This is a genomic window from Bartonella sp. OD88NMGDW, from assembly GCF_042193775.1.
GTDB lineage: Bacteria > Pseudomonadota > Alphaproteobacteria > Rhizobiales > Rhizobiaceae > Bartonella > Bartonella grahamii.
The window spans coordinates 286,982-302,253 of record NZ_JBHIMA010000001.1 but is presented as its reverse complement, the minus strand read 5'-3'; the positions used below and the strand labels follow the sequence as shown (position 1 = coordinate 302,253).

Sequence of the window (15,272 nt, the reverse complement as noted above, 5' to 3'; positions counted from 1 at the left end):
CTATAAGAACAAAAAATATATTTGCACATAGACTTAGAAGAACACAACTTTATGTATAAGGAACAAACAAATGATCATAACAATCCTTGATGGAATTGTCGTAGTAATCATCCTGTTGTCCGCTTTTCTTGCTATGCTTCGAGGGTTTTCACGTGAAGTGTTATCGTTGATTTCTTGGGCAGTTGCAGCTATTACGACACTGTTTTTATTCAAGCCTGTCTTACCTTTCTTTGAACACTATCTCTCTAATAAAATGATTGCATTGATCACAACATTGGTCACGATTTTTATTATTGTTCTCATTATTACTTCAATTATTACAATGAAGATCTCTGATTTTATTATTGATAGTCGAATTGGTATTCTTGACCGTGCTATTGGTTTTATTTTTGGAGCACTTCGCGGTTTACTTATCATGGTCATCGGTATGTTGCTGATTAATGCACTGATTAAACCCGAGCTTCAAGCGAATTGGTTAAAAAATGCAAAAACAAGGCCTATTTTAGATTCACTAGGACAAAAAGTTTGGGAAATACTCCCAAAAGATATTGGATCGGTTCTCGAAAAGGCGGAAAATTTGTTTAAAGACAGCAATAAACATACGTATGGGCAACACTCTCATGAAAAGATAATTTTAGAAAATAGAGAATAGTTTTTCATGAGGAAAGAGAACTAAATGATGTAAAATGTGATATTAATGATTCCTCCATATCACAACTGAAAGAATATGATGATAAAAAGCGATGTTTTCTGTCAAGAATTTTCATTAGATGATGATACCCTTCATGAAGAATGTGGCGTTTTTGGTATTCTTGGGCATGAAGATGCAGCAACATTAACAGCTCTTGGACTCCACGCACTTCAGCATCGTGGGCAAGAAGCGGCTGGTATTGTTTCCTACCATAATAAAATGTTTCATCAAGAAAAGCATTTAGGTCTTGTTGGTGATCACTATACCAATCCTACAACACTTGCACGCTTACCAGGAAATCGCGCTATTGGACATACCCGTTATTCAACAACTGGAGAAGTAGCATTACGCAATGTTCAACCCCTTTTTGCTGAGTTGAAAGCTGGAGGCATTGCTATTGCTCATAATGGTAATCTTACCAATGGTCTCACATTACGCCGTGAACTCATCGCTTCTGGTGCTATCTGTCAATCAACGTCAGATTCAGAAGTTTTTCTCCATCTTATTGCCCGCTCACGTTATGAATCGTCCTCTGATCGTTTTGTTGATGCAATTCGGCAAGTAGAAGGTGGATATGCTATGTTAGCGCTCACGCGTACAAAGCTTATTGCTGCACGCGATCCAACAGGGATTAGACCCCTCGTGATGGGGGAACTTGATGGTAAGCCTATTTTTTGTTCTGAAACTTGTGCTCTTGATATTATTGGAGCAAAGTATGTCCGTGATGTTAAAAATGGGGAGATCATCATATGTGAAATACAAAAAAATGGGGAAATTACTAAAAAAATTATAAAACCAAAAAATGAAAAACCAGAAAAACTTTGCTTGTTTGAATATGTTTACTTTGCCCGTCCGGACTCAATCGTTGGAGGGCGTAGTGTCTATGCAACACGCAAAAATATGGGAATACGTTTAGCACAGGAAGCCCCTTGTGAGGGTGATGTTGTGGTTCCTGTTCCTGATGGAGGAACTCCTGCTGCAATTGGCTATGCACAAGAAATTGGAATTCCCTTCGAGCTTGGTATTATTCGTAATCACTATGTTGGTCGCACTTTTATCGAACCAACACAACAAATTCGTGCTTTTGGTGTCAAATTAAAACATTCTGCAAACCGTCCTGTGATTGAAAGAAAACGTGTTATTCTTGTTGATGACTCTATTGTACGTGGAACAACATCTCTTAAAATTGTGCGAATGCTCCGTGATGCAGGAGCAAAAGAAGTTCATATGCGCATTTCTAGCCCTATGATTTTCTATCCCGACTTTTATGGTATTGATACACCTAAAGTTGAAAGCCTTTTAGCAAATCAATATCCAGATTTAAAATCTATGTGTGATTTTATTGGAGCGGATTCATTAGAATTTCTTTCAACGGATGGATTATATCTTGCTGTAGCAGGAGAAAAACGGAATAATGCCGATCCACAATTTACTGACCATTATTTTACTGGATATTATCCTACGCAGCTGGTTGATCAAGAAAACCTCTCCAAAACTCATCAATCATCTGTTCTTAGAACAAGAGATTAATGATGACAAAATTTAGTCTCCATGGGCGTGTTGCACTTGTTACTGGCGCATCAAGAGGAATTGGTTATTATTTGGCACTCGAGCTTGCTACACGCGGCGCTCATATTATTGCTCTTGCACGAACAGTCAGTGGACTTACTGAATTAGATAATCAGATCCAAGAAAAAGGGGCTCATGCAACCCTTGTTCCCCTTGACTTGCATCATATGGAAAACATCGATACTCTTGCTATCTCAATTGCCAAACGCTGGAAAAAACTTGATATTATCGTTGCAAACGCAGGAATCCTTGGAACACTCTCACCAATAGCGCATATAGAAAACACGGTATTTGAAGATGTTTTTCAAATAAATCTTTTCAGCCAATGGCGCTTAATGAAAGCTGTTGAGCCTTTATTACGAGAATCTGATGCTGGACGAGCCATTCTGTTATCCTCAAGCGTTGCGCATGCTGCGCGCCCTTTCTGGGGAGCTTATGCAGCCTCTAAAGCAGCTTTAGAGATGATTGCCCGCTGTTGGGCAGAAGAACTCAAACAAACCCCTATAAAGGTTAATTGTGTCAACCCTGGTGCCACACGCACTGCCATGCGCGCTGAAGCTATGCCCGGTGAAGATCCACAAACTCTCCCTTCACCACAAGAGGTTGCAAAAAAGATAGTACATTTGTTATCACCTGATTTAAAAGAAACTGGAAAACTCTTTAATGTCCATAAAAATCGGTTTGTAGATTATCATGTACCTGACTGATCATCATCGGAGAAGTAAATCGTTTGATTCTCTCTTTTTCCTGTGCTTCTCAACAGAAGAATGAAACACTTTATGATTCTTGGATAGCTTTAGCATCAGCCTTTTTCTCTTCTAAAGTAGCACGTTTATTATAAGCGATAAAACTACAGGGGAGAAAAATCATATAGCTAACAGCTGTAATCAATAAAGTTTTCCATGTGTAAGTCGCAAGAAAACCGACATAAATAACAATAACCAACATGCATGGTATAACGATATCGCGCCTTAAATTTTGATCAATTGTTTTTGCATTCCATACTGGTAAACGACTAATCAAAAGAAAAGCAATAATTACAGTATAAAGACTAAAAAATAATGCCCACCCCCAATTGGGGACCAAACCAAGAGCGCCTAAATAGGTAGGCAATAAAAGGAGTAATGCTCCTGCTGGTGCTGGAACACCAACAAAATAACTTTTCTGCCACTTAGGTATATTGGTGTTATCCAACATCACATTAAAACGTGCTAATCGCAAACAACAAGCAACACAATAAACAAGGGCTGCAACCCAACCAATGTGATTTGCTTGATTCAAGATAAAGGAATAAACAATAAGTGCAGGGGTAACACCAAAATTTATAACATCAGCAAGAGAATCCATCTGTGCCCCAAAAGATGAACTACCATCTATTAAACGGGCAATGCGACCATCAGCACCATCTAAAACTGCGGCCAAAAGCACCATTAAAATAGCAGCTTCATAGCGATGTTCAAAAGCCAAACGAATGCTGCTCATCCCTGCACAAATTGCTAAAATAGTAATGATATTGGGAATGACATACCGCATTGATGTAGGTGAACGCCGCCGACTTGCAACATCATCATGCTGCCCCTCAGGATTGAATGAAGAAAATGGCGAAAAATTTTTCATTGTGAGTCCTAATCGTATCTGAAGTCCGTTGTGGCACTCTTATCATCAAAAGAACCCAAAACTGTTTCTCCAGCAATTGCTGTCTGTCCAACTGCAACACGCAATTTCATTTCAGTTGGTATATAAATATCAAGGCGAGAACCAAAACGAATCAATCCAAATCGCTCACCAGTCATAACGGCATCGTTTTCTTTTGACCAACAAACAATCCGGCGTGCAACCATTCCCGCTATTTGTACGATACCGATTTTACCATGTTTGCTATCAATTACCATCCCATTACGCTCATTAAACTGGCTAGCTTTATCAAACTCAGCATTGGTAAATCGACCTGGATGATAAACGATAGACTCTACTGTACCACTGATAGGAATACGATTAATATGGCATGAAAAAATATCCATAAAAATGGAAATACGGATCATTTCATCTTTCCCTAATCCTAATTCTTCAGGTGGAACACATGATTCCACAAATGAAATACGCCCATCGGCAGGCGACATAACCCAATTTGAATTCAAAGGGATCACACGATCTGGATCACGGAAAAAGTATATACACCACACCGTGAGAACGAGACCAAACCAAAACAACGGACTCCATATCCAACCAAGAATGAGCGAAATAACAAAAAACGCTACAATAAAAGGATAACCCTCTTTATGAACCGGTACAAAGCTATTATGGAAAGATTGCAGAATACTCATATAATTTCCTATTCATCGTAAACTTAAACAAGCAACAAATCTTTTTGTTCCTCTTGTATCTTTTTATGTATTTAATCAATCACTCCATATAAAGATATAGATTACATTTTGCCCTATTTATTTTTTACGATTAACAACACTCGTCTCATCTTCTTCACGTATTTTACGTAATTTTTCTTCAGCTTTCGATGCTTCAAGCTGCTTATTCCACATTGAAGCATATAAACCTTTCTTGCGTAAAAGCTCTGTATGCGCCCCATTTTCAATAATACGACCACTTTTAAGAACCAAAATTTCATCAGCATTGATAACAGTAGAAAGACGGTGAGCAATAATCAATGTTGTACGTCCACGGCTTACAATATCCAATGCTTGTTGAATTTCCTGTTCCGTTGCCGTATCAAGAGCCGATGTTGCTTCATCTAGGATAAGAAGTGGGGGGGCTTTTAAAAGTGTCCGTGCAATAGCCACACGTTGTTTTTCACCACCTGATAATTTGAGACCTCGCTCTCCTACCATAGACTGAAAACCTTCCGGTAAAATTTCAATAAATTTTGATATTTGTGCCATTTCAGCAGCTTTGCGCATTTCTTCATCTGTAGCACTTGGACGCCCATAGCAAATATTATAGGCAATTGTATCATTAAATAACACTGTATCTTGTGGGACCATGCCTATCGCTTCACGCAAACTCTTTTGTGTTACGTCACGAATATCCTGCCCGTCAATTGTGATAGAACCCGCGTCAACATCATAAAACCGAAAAAGCAACCGAGAAATAGTTGATTTACCTGCACCAGATGGACCGACAATGGCGACTGTTTTTCCTCCAGGAACTTCAAAATCAATATCTCTGAGAATCTGACGTGTCGAATCATAGGAAAACTTTACCTGATGAAAACGAATGGTCCCATCGCTTATCTCTAACGGTTTAGCATCCGATTTATCAACGATCTCCTTCTGAACATCTAAAAGATCAAACATTGCTTCAATATCCGTTAAACCTTGTCGAATATCACGATAAATTGAACCAATAAAATTCAGTGGAATGGAAAGTTGCATTAAAAGTGCATTAATAAAAACAAAATCACCCAAAGTTTGTGTTTTATAAAAAACTTCATAAGCTGACATCAGCATCATGATCGTCATTCCAATACCAAAGATAAGAGCCTGACCAAAATTAAGCCAGCTTAACGATGTCCAAATCTTTGTTGCGGCTTTTTCATAACCTACCATAGAAGCATCAAATCGATCGGCTTCTAGAGTTTCATTGCCAAAATATTTCACCGTTTCAAAATTCAAAAGAGAATCAACAGCACGCGTATTGGCCTCAGTATCTGCTGTATTCATTTGTTGCCGAATACGAATGCGCCAATCACTCGCCTTAATGGTAAAAAAGATATATAATCCAACCGTTGCAACAACGATGAGAAGATAATGCCACCCATAACTTATGTAAAATACAAGTGCCGTTAATATAAACTCTAGAACTGTCGGTACTGTGTTCAGAATTGAAAATCTTACGATCGCTTCAATTCCTTTTGTACCACGCTCAATCACACGAGAAAGCCCACCAGTTCGGCGTTCCAAATGAAATCGCAAGGATAACTCATGCATATGTACAAAGGTTTTATAAGCCAATTGACGAACAGCATATTGACCAACAGTGGCAAAAAGAGAATCGCGTAATTGATTTAATCCAGCCTGCATAATACGTGCGACATTATATGCCAAAACGAGCATGATGGGAATAATCAAACTGGATGGGAACCATTCAGGTAGCTGAAAGCTTGAATCAAGCACATTCGTAGAATATTTAAAGAAATACGGTACAGATATGAGAACGAGCTTAGCCAAAACAAGATAAAATATTGCCCATAGCACACGTATTTTTAGATCACGCCGACCTACTGGCCACATATAGGGCCATAAATTGTAAAGTGTGTGCAGAGTTCTCCCTGTATCTGATGATACAGTTTTTGTCATTTCATTGCGTTTCATAAAGTCCTTACTTCTCTATCATCCACACGAAAAAGGCAAAATACCCCCCGTGGTTGTTTATAGATTTATCTCTTCATTACGCTTCCAATAAGCTATACCTACTCGTTGTTTGAAGTTAGACTGTTTTTGAAAAAGGAACAAGAAATAATCCACTATACAATTTATTATTTTGATCTGTATTTTCATACCACTCTGCTGCAAATAAATTTTCAACTTTTACATGTTTTTTTTTCAATTCTGCATGAAGCCACTTTTTTGTTTTACCAATCTCTTTAAGTCCATCATCAATAACTTCACCATTTTCTATTAAAATCGTCGATTTCTTCCCCTCTTCCTTTTTAATGACAGTGAAATCACCATTGGTTTCCAAACGAACAAAAGCGGCTTCATGTAAGTGACACCCTTTAAGACGTAACATCGTAATGAGATCATTAACATTGATCCCTAAGTTCTTAATCTTATCTATTTGGAAAACCCCATCTAAAACTAATGTAATATTCCGCCCCGCGATAAGACGACGAAAAAAAACTGAATAGCGTGCAAAAAAATTAAAAGATGTAATCAAGGTTTGCCAGATGAGTAAAACAAGCAATAATTGAATGCTACTAATATTCTGATTATAAATAACTCCGCCAATAATACCTCCCATAACAAAATTACTGACCAAATCAACTGGTGTCATCTGACTAAGACTCCCCCGTCCTGTTGTTCTTAAAATAAACAAGAAGGCAACAAGACCTACAGCCAGCTTAAGCGCGATATATCCATAATGATATAAAAATTCCATCAAACTTTCCTCCCTTTATTTATGTAAGCTGCTGGAATAGGAAAATTAAAATCGTTTTATTTCCCACACAGTTATGCGCTCACCACTCTGCGGATCCTTACTGTCTTTTAAAAGAATCCCCTCAGCTGCAAGCTCATCACGAATTGTATCCGCTGCTTCCCACTCTTTATTATGGATAAGTCGTAGTCTTTCAGCAATACGTTGATCAATAAATTTTGAATCAAGAAAAATTTTTTTTATAAATAATGGGCAGTCTATTTCTTTAATCCATTCTTGTCGTAACAGTCCTAATAAATTCATCCCATTAGCAAGAGCCAACGCATTCCCTTCTTTATAAAACTTTCGCAAAAGAGTCAGTGCTTTTGGAGTATTAAGATCATCACTGAGTGCATCTATCAAAGTATCATTAATTGCTTCATTGTTTTCCATCTCACTTTTTTTGCTGCGAAGCAATTCATACCAACGATACAGTTCGCTGCTCGATTGTATTAAACGCTGTGCTGTCCAATTTAATGGTTCACGATAATGCGTTTGCAACATCGAAAAACGCGCAGACAAACCAGCCCAATTTTTCTTCATTTCATCGGTTAAAATACCATTAAACTCCCAAAAGTTATTCTCTAAAACAGAACGAATAGTTATGAAATTGCCAAAGCTTTTCGACATCTTTTTTCCTTCAACTTGTAAAAAACCATTATGCATCCAAAAATTTGCCATTCGCTCCGTCCCAAAAGCTGAACAACTTTGTGCAATCTCGTTTTCATGATGAGGAAAAATTAAATCAAGTCCACCACCATGGATATCAAAAACATTCGCGGTTGGATCATCACAAGTTAAACCACCGCCATAGGGCGCTAATAACTTTGCCATTGACATCGCAGAACATTCAATATGCCAACCTGGACGACCTAAAACAGGAATTCCGGCCGGCGATTCCCAACCTGGCTCCCCTTCCACAGAAGGTTTCCATAAAACAAAATCCATCTCTTCCCTTTTATAAGCAGCAACATCAATACGCGCCCCCGCCCTCATTTCATCTAAAGAACGATTTGCAAATGCCCCATAGTGGGGAGGATTTTTTATGCTACTTACAGAAAATAATATATGATTTTCCGCTTTATAAGCGTGCCCCTTTTCAAGCAATCTTTCAATTAAAGAGCGCATTTCCTCTAAATGCTCGGTTGCGCGCGGCTGACTGGTTGGTAATAGACAACCAAGTGCTATTGTATCTTGTTGAAACTGGAAATATGTACGTTCTGTTAATTGACGAATGGCGTCATTCAATGACAAGTTTGGATATTCAAAAGCTGCTCGTGCATTAATTTTATCATCAACATCTGTAATATTACGCGCATATAGAACATGCTCATTGCCATAAACATGACGCAATAAACGAAATAAAATATCAAAAACAATGACAGGGCGTGCATTTCCTATATGCGCATAATCATAAACTGTCGGACCACAAACATAAAGACGTACTCTTGTCGGATCTATTGGTGTAAAATTTTCTTTTTTACGTGTCAGCGTATTATAAAATCGCAACTCTCTCATTATTGACTCCATGGACGATACTATGCACCGCTCCTTTTAGATGTATCTTATCTCAACTTATCGTATTACGCGGTTTAGGCTCAAAACTTTTATCTTATAGTAAATTCTTCTTACCATTTTCCCACTAGTATTCACGGCTGTATTCATCATTTATCATAAAAACAATCTATTTTATTTGATTGAACAAAAGCATTCTATCATTAGAGATGCTTTTCCTCCTTAAAGAAAACGAGCTTAGAAAAAGTTCTATAGGCAATACAATATAAATCTATGTGAAAAATAGATAGCTTTCAGGAAGCAAATCTTAAATTTTTAACCACACAAAGCTTCGTCAGTATTTTCAATATTCCACAATGGGTTCCTTACTGCCTCTTACGCCCTATATTTTATAATCAATAATTGAGAATAATGTAGCAATTAACTCTATTTTTTTACACAGTTCTCATGACAAAATTATTTCATCTGTACAGAGTTTTATTCAAAGAAAGCAATAAAAATAATGCGTAATAGATTGATGAACATCATTATTTTAATATTTCTTGTCATTTCAATGCCAACCTTTGCGCAACAATCTCCACCTTATGAAAGAAAATTACTCCGACTAGCAGAAATTTTAGGATCATTGCATTCTCTCCAAAATCTTTGCGATCCTTCAACAAACCAATGGTATGATTATATGAATGCACTGATTGAAGCAGAACACCCCATTCCACAAAGACGTGCTTATTTTTATGAAGCGTTTAATGAAGCGTATCGTGCTTTCTCAGAAAATTATCATCATTGTACACAAGCAGCCATTGAAGCCAATCAAAGATACATTGAGGAAGGAAGAATTTTATCTGAAAACCTCCTCATGCATTATAAATAATTAATCTATACAAAAAGTATCTCTCTCAATTTTAGCGATATCAATGATATTCCTCTCACAAATGCGGAGAGCAATAAACCAGCTCTGAAAATAGAGAGACTTTTAAAAAATAATGTCTCGATACGCTTTTATTCGTATGAGCGCCTTCTTCTCATACAAAATCGTTCTTTGGCTTCCTCCCCACACCTCAAAGGATGAAGATTGTTAACTAAATTTTTTCTGTAAATAATCTAGGTTCTTGTTGAACAAGATTCCTCTTGGCTTCCCACTCATGTAATTTGCTTCATAGTTTCTACAAATAAGCCTAAGAATATTCACCACGCATTAAAAAACACTTATGTGCCAAAGAGGCTGACATACCCTATATCATCACTCTAAAAGATGATATTTTACGACACACTTTTTAATCTGTTTACACCAAATTTTCCATAAATTTAACAGGCTCTCCTTGTGACGGTGTGACAATTTCACCTTCCCACATAACGCGCATACCACGGATAATAGTCCCAACAGGCCAACCTTTAACTTTTTGACCATCATAAGGTGTCCAACCGGCACGCGAACCAATTAAGCCATTCGTAATAATTTCTTCTCTCTTAAGATCAACAATGGTTAAATCAGCATCATACCCAACAGCAATGCGCCCTTTACAGCTTATACCAAAAATACGACTAGGGCCATGTGAAGTGAGATCAACAAAACGTTCAAGAGATATTTTTCCTTCATTCACATGTGTCAACATAATTGCTGCTGTTGTTTGCACCCCTGTCATTCCTGAAGGTGAAGAGGGATAAGGTTGAAGTTTTTCTTCAAGGGTATGAGGCGCATGATCTGAGCCTAAAACATCAATAATTCCTTGTTGAACACCATACCAAAGAGCTTCACGGTGGCGCAATTCACGAATAGGCGGATTCATCTGAATTAATGTACCAAACTTCTTATAATCATCAGCCGTGAGAGTCAAATGATGTTGTGTCACTTCAATTGTTGCAACATCCTTATGTTTTTTTAGAAAATCAATTTCTTCTTCTGTCGAAAGATGTAACACATGAATCCGTGCTTTCGTCTCATGGGCAATTTTTACCAAACGCTGCGTACATTTTAATGCCGCAATTTCATCACGCCAAATCGGATGTGACGATGCATCCCCTTCAATACGCAATATTTTACGCTCTTTGAGCCTCGCCTCATCTTCAGAATGAAAAGCTGCACGACGGCGTGTATTCTTCAAAATAAGGCGTACACTTTCATCATCATCAACCAAAAGATCACCTGTAGAGGACCCCATAAAGACTTTAATTCCAGCCGCACCAGGAAGTCTTTCTAATTCAGATAGTTCATGAGCATTTTCACGCGTTCCTCCAACCCAAAATGCAAAATCACAATGCATTCGATGAAATCCGCGTTGAACCTTATCGCTTAATGTTTCTTCTGATGTTGTTAATGGATTGGTATTAGGCATTTCAAAAACTGCCGTAACACCCCCTAACACAGCAGAATACGAGCCACTTTCCAAATCCTCCTTATATTCATTTCCTGGCTCACGAAAATGCACTTGGCTATCAATAATTCCTGGTAAAATATGAAGCCCCGTACAATCAATGACCTCATTAGCCGATGCACATGTAAGGTTGCCTATTTCAGCAATACGACCATTTGTAATACCAATATCACGCTTGCTTCTTCCATCATGATTCACAAGTGTTGCACCTTTAAAAATTGTATCAAATGTTTTAAACATAGCCACGCTCCTTACATATTGCTCACTTATCGATTATGTAACTTTGAGCAGAAAGGCAAGAACCATGATTGAAAAACAAAATGCCATTTGCTTAAAAAACCGCGGGCTTATTCAAATTACAGGCGAAGAAGCAACAGATTTTCTACAATCCCTGATCACGACAGATGTAAAAAAAATCAGCCCACAGGAACTTTTCCCTGGAGCCCTTTTATCCCCACAAGGAAAGGTTCTTGCTGATTTTCTTATCGGAAAAAAAGAAAATGGTTACCTGATTGATATCAGAATGCCTTTAGCTGATACGCTTCACCAACGTCTGTTGCTCTATAAGCTGCGTAAAAAAGTAGAAATTACACAACCATTACAAAAGCTTGTTACGGTTTCTTTGAATAATGAATCAGATTCTTTAAATTTTGATTCAAGTTTTGTTGATAAACGCTTCCCACAACAAGAAAAAATAATACGAATCTATGGCAAAAAACCTTTTTTGACTTCAGAATATAATGACACATGGAATCAATTGCGTATCCGTTATGCAATTGCGGAAAGTGATCAAGACTATGAAATTGGTAAAGTCTTTCCTCATGATATTAATTACGATCAAATCAATGGACTCTCATTCAATAAAGGATGTTATATTGGACAAGAAATTGTTTCACGAATGCACCATCGCCGTGCAGCACGTCGCCGTATTTTTATTGTAAAAGGCCAGTGTGAATTAACCCCTCAATCTAGCATTGAAGCAGGAACAAAAGTGCTTGGCTACTTGGGAACGTGTGTAGAAAATGAGGCTCTCGCTTTAATGCGTATTGACCACGTCAAAGATGCTATGGATCATAACATCCCCTTTACTGTAAAAAACATTCCTGTCACTATAAGCATTGCTGAAAATATGAATTTTACCTTTCCTGAAAATACTATAGAAAATACGCATGGCTAAAGCTGAATTATTAAAAAATGGAGAAGCACGCGCTTGGCAAAGAATGCTCTCTGGACGCAGACTTGATCTTCTCAACCCTTCTCCTTTTGATGTTGAAATTGAAGATATTGCCCATGGACTTTCTCGCGTGGCACGTTGGAACGGTCAAACACGAGGGGAGCATGCCTATTCTGTTGCACAACATTCACTTTTGGTTGAACAAATATTTCAAAAACTTTTTCCACAATCGGGAAGCAACGAATGTCTTTATGCTCTTCTTCATGATGCTCCAGAATATGTCATCGGCGATATGATTTCCCCCTTTAAAGCTGTCATAGGAAAACAATATGAACGCATTGAAAAGGGCATCCAAGATGCTATCCACATGCGCTTTTCTCTTCCCGTTGATCTTTCTCAAAAACTTTTAAAAAAAATCAAACAAGCCGACCGTATCGCTGCATATTATGAAGCGATTACGCTTGCTGGATTTAGTAGAGAAGAAGCCCTTCGCTATTTTGGCTCTCCCAATAATATTTTACCCGATGATCTTAATTTATACCCCTACTCTACCCAACAAATTGAAAACGCATTTTTAACTCGCTTCAATGCCTTGGATGCCCAAAGATTATAGACTCTTCGCATTGTTCCTTCCCTATCATTAAAGACTCATCACACTGATTTATAATAATAATTCATTGTTTTTTCATGTTGAATGAGAGCCACTAATATCGTAAGATTCACTCATTTCAAATCTGTTTATATTGAATCAATCAAAACCATTCTCTTGTACGTCATAAGTGGGACCGGCATATGGGTAAAAACTTTTAAAGAAAGAATTTGAAATGTCTCTTATGAAGCGTAAAGATGGGGGCGCTCTATAAATTGTACACTTCACAGGGGCTTTACCGCTATACCATTCACAAGCGCCGTCGCGAAATAGGATTGAGTCCCCAAGAAAGCTTTCTTAAAAAAGCACATGACTTAGCAACCCAATGGCGTTCTGTTTTGCATGAGAGGAGTGACTCCATTAAAGAAATGGAAAAAATCACAGCTCAAATTGCATACAAAATATATGAAATAATACACTTTCATTATCAAAATAACAAATGTTCCCTTGTTAAACTTTTCATCTTAAACTGAAGTTTATTTTAATTTATAAACTTCATTATCCGCTGGGAAAGCACGAGATGTGACATCCTCTGCATAATTCTTTATTGCAGTTTCCATGGCTTGTTCAAGGTCTCCATAACGGCGTACAAATTTTGGCACATGAACACCATAGCCCAACATATCTTCCATAACCAATACTTGTCCATCGCATTGATTGGATGCACCAATACCGATCGTAGGGATAGAAAGCTTTTCTGTCAGTTTTACTGCTAAAGGTTCGACAATCCCTTCTAAAACAATAGCAAAAGCACCGGCCTCCTCAATTGCAGCCCCATCGGCTTCAATTCTTTGCCAATCACTCTGTTTTCGTCCTTGTGTTTTGAAACCACCAAAACGATTCACCGCCTGGGGTGTAAGACCGATGTGCCCCATCACTGGAATGCCACGTTTACACAAAAAATCAATTGTTTCCGCTATATAAACACCACCTTCAAGCTTAACTGCACCACACCCCGTTTGAGCAAGAATACGCGATGCATTAAAAAAAGCTTGCTCTGGACTTTCCTCATAAGAGCCAAAAGGCATATCAATAACCACAAGAGCTTTTTGAGATCCACGCACCACGGCTTGTCCGTGTAAAATCATCATATCTAAATTAACAGGAAGCGTTGTCTCAAACCCATACACAACCATACCAACGCTATCACCAACCAAAAGGATATCGCAATATGGATCAGCAATCCGCGCAGTATAAGCTTGATAAGCTGTTAAAGAAACAATTGGCTGTTGTCCCTTTCTTGTACGTATTTCGGAAGATGTTATACGCTTTACGGTTTTATGTACACTCATTTTCCGCCCTTCTCTTGCAATATATATTGATCAATCAGCCTTACCTCTCCAAAGCGAACAGTAAGAAGTAAAACTGCTGGTTTATTCAATGTTCCTTTAACCACGCATAAAGTTTCCATATCCCGCAAATCTATTGCTTCAATGATTGCACGCGTTTCTTGTTGTAAAATATCACGAACAGTTTTGCATAATTTATCAACCGACCGTTCACCTTCATGGTAAAGCTTTTTAGCAGCTTTCCCACTTTCAGGAATAATTTTGGCAGCTTTACGATCTTCTAATGTTAAAAACTGATTGCGTGAAGAACAAGCGACACCATCTGACTCCCGTAGAATAGGAACTCCAACAATTTCAATAGGAAAAGCCAAATCTTCAACCATACGCCGAATAATTAAAATTTGTTGAAAATCCTTTTCCCCAAAAAAAGCCTTATCTGGTTGAACAATGTTAAAAAATTTAGCAACAACGCTTGTTACACCACAAAAGTGCCCTGGACGCAATTTTCCCATCAAAATACGTGATAATTTTTTCACTTGCACAATTGTATCATTTCCCAGTGGCCACATTTCATCTACAGAAGGGGCAAAAACACATTCAACACCTGCTTCTTTTAACAAAGCACAATCGCCCTTCAAATCTCTTGGATATTGAGAAAAATCTTCATGAGGTCCAAATTGCTTTGGATTGACAAAAATAGAAACCAATACGCGATCACACATTGCTCTTGCATACTGTACTAATGCAAGATGACCATCATGCAATGCCCCCATTGTTGGAACAAAACCAATCGAAAAACCTAAACGTCGTTCCTCTGAAGTATATTGGCGGACTTCAGCAATTGTCTTTAAAACTTTCATTTTTC

At 37.9% G+C, this 15,272-nt stretch carries 14 protein-coding genes; 6 read left to right on the top strand and 8 right to left on the bottom strand.

Features of this window, described 5'->3' with window-relative positions; translation table 11 throughout:
* Window positions 1-70 precede the first annotated feature (70 nt).
* The 3 genes from ACFIJR_RS01340 (at window position 71) to ACFIJR_RS01330 (ending at window position 2,967) form a co-directional block, all read left to right on the top strand.
* Window positions 71-652, top strand: a complete 582-nt coding sequence (locus tag ACFIJR_RS01340) for a CvpA family protein (protein ID WP_375653287.1) — start codon at window positions 71-73, stop codon at window positions 650-652.
* A 75-nt stretch (window positions 653-727) separates the two neighbouring features.
* Window positions 728-2,221 carry an amidophosphoribosyltransferase gene (gene purF / locus ACFIJR_RS01335; RefSeq protein ID WP_375625023.1) on the top strand — a complete coding sequence of 498 codons (1,494 nt, stop codon included), beginning with the start codon at window positions 728-730 and terminating at the stop codon, window positions 2,219-2,221.
* A 2-nt stretch (window positions 2,222-2,223) separates the two neighbouring features.
* Window positions 2,224-2,967, top strand: a complete 744-nt coding sequence (locus tag ACFIJR_RS01330; protein ID WP_375653329.1) for an SDR family NAD(P)-dependent oxidoreductase — start codon at window positions 2,224-2,226, stop codon at window positions 2,965-2,967.
* 70 nt (window positions 2,968-3,037) lie between these two features.
* Here the strand turns inward: ACFIJR_RS01330 and pssA are convergent, their stop codons facing one another.
* The 5 genes from pssA to cysS form a co-directional block, all read right to left on the bottom strand.
* Entirely contained in the window at window positions 3,038-3,877 is an 840-nt protein-coding gene (gene pssA / locus ACFIJR_RS01325; protein ID WP_012754949.1) for a CDP-diacylglycerol--serine O-phosphatidyltransferase, read from the bottom strand.
* A gap of 8 nt (window positions 3,878-3,885) precedes the next feature.
* Entirely contained in the window at window positions 3,886-4,584 is a 699-nt protein-coding gene (locus tag ACFIJR_RS01320; RefSeq protein ID WP_375638586.1) for a phosphatidylserine decarboxylase, read from the bottom strand.
* A gap of 117 nt (window positions 4,585-4,701) precedes the next feature.
* Entirely contained in the window at window positions 4,702-6,585 is a 1,884-nt protein-coding gene (locus ACFIJR_RS01315; RefSeq protein WP_375625026.1) for an ABCB family ABC transporter ATP-binding protein/permease, read from the bottom strand.
* 115 nt (window positions 6,586-6,700) lie between these two features.
* Window positions 6,701-7,372 (bottom strand): DUF421 domain-containing protein, encoded by a 672-nt coding sequence (locus tag ACFIJR_RS01310; protein ID WP_375625027.1) that lies wholly within the window; start codon window positions 7,370-7,372, stop codon window positions 6,701-6,703.
* 45 nt (window positions 7,373-7,417) lie between these two features.
* On the bottom strand, window positions 7,418-8,926 hold the full coding sequence (cysS, locus tag ACFIJR_RS01305; RefSeq protein ID WP_375625867.1) for a cysteine--tRNA ligase: 1,509 nt from the start codon (window positions 8,924-8,926) through the stop codon (window positions 7,418-7,420).
* A 499-nt stretch (window positions 8,927-9,425) separates the two neighbouring features.
* Here cysS and ACFIJR_RS01300 point away from each other — a divergent pair, with 499 nt between their 5' ends.
* Window positions 9,426-9,794 (top strand): TIGR02301 family protein, encoded by a 369-nt coding sequence (locus ACFIJR_RS01300; protein WP_375651547.1) that lies wholly within the window; start codon window positions 9,426-9,428, stop codon window positions 9,792-9,794.
* A gap of 412 nt (window positions 9,795-10,206) precedes the next feature.
* On the opposite strand, the gene ACFIJR_RS01295 is transcribed toward ACFIJR_RS01300, so the two are convergent.
* Window positions 10,207-11,535, bottom strand: a complete 1,329-nt coding sequence (locus tag ACFIJR_RS01295; protein ID WP_375653284.1) for a dihydroorotase — start codon at window positions 11,533-11,535, stop codon at window positions 10,207-10,209.
* A 64-nt stretch (window positions 11,536-11,599) separates the two neighbouring features.
* Between ACFIJR_RS01295 and ACFIJR_RS01290 the strand changes: the two genes are divergently transcribed.
* A complete protein-coding gene (locus ACFIJR_RS01290; RefSeq protein WP_375653281.1) occupies window positions 11,600-12,472 on the top strand; it encodes a YgfZ/GcvT domain-containing protein in 873 nt (290 codons plus the stop codon).
* Window positions 12,465-13,082, top strand: coding sequence for a YfbR-like 5'-deoxynucleotidase (locus ACFIJR_RS01285; RefSeq protein ID WP_375625859.1), 618 nt, complete (start codon window positions 12,465-12,467; stop codon window positions 13,080-13,082). The genes ACFIJR_RS01290 and ACFIJR_RS01285 overlap by 8 nt, the downstream gene beginning before the upstream one ends.
* Window positions 13,083-13,594: 512 nt before the next feature.
* Here the strand turns inward: ACFIJR_RS01285 and panB are convergent.
* A complete protein-coding gene (gene panB / locus ACFIJR_RS01280; protein ID WP_375625857.1) occupies window positions 13,595-14,410 on the bottom strand; it encodes a 3-methyl-2-oxobutanoate hydroxymethyltransferase in 816 nt (271 codons plus the stop codon).
* A complete protein-coding gene (gene panC, locus ACFIJR_RS01275) occupies window positions 14,407-15,267 on the bottom strand; it encodes a pantoate--beta-alanine ligase (RefSeq protein WP_375625855.1) in 861 nt (286 codons plus the stop codon). Before panC ends, panB begins: the two co-directional genes overlap by 4 nt.
* Window positions 15,268-15,272: the final 5 nt, after the last annotated feature.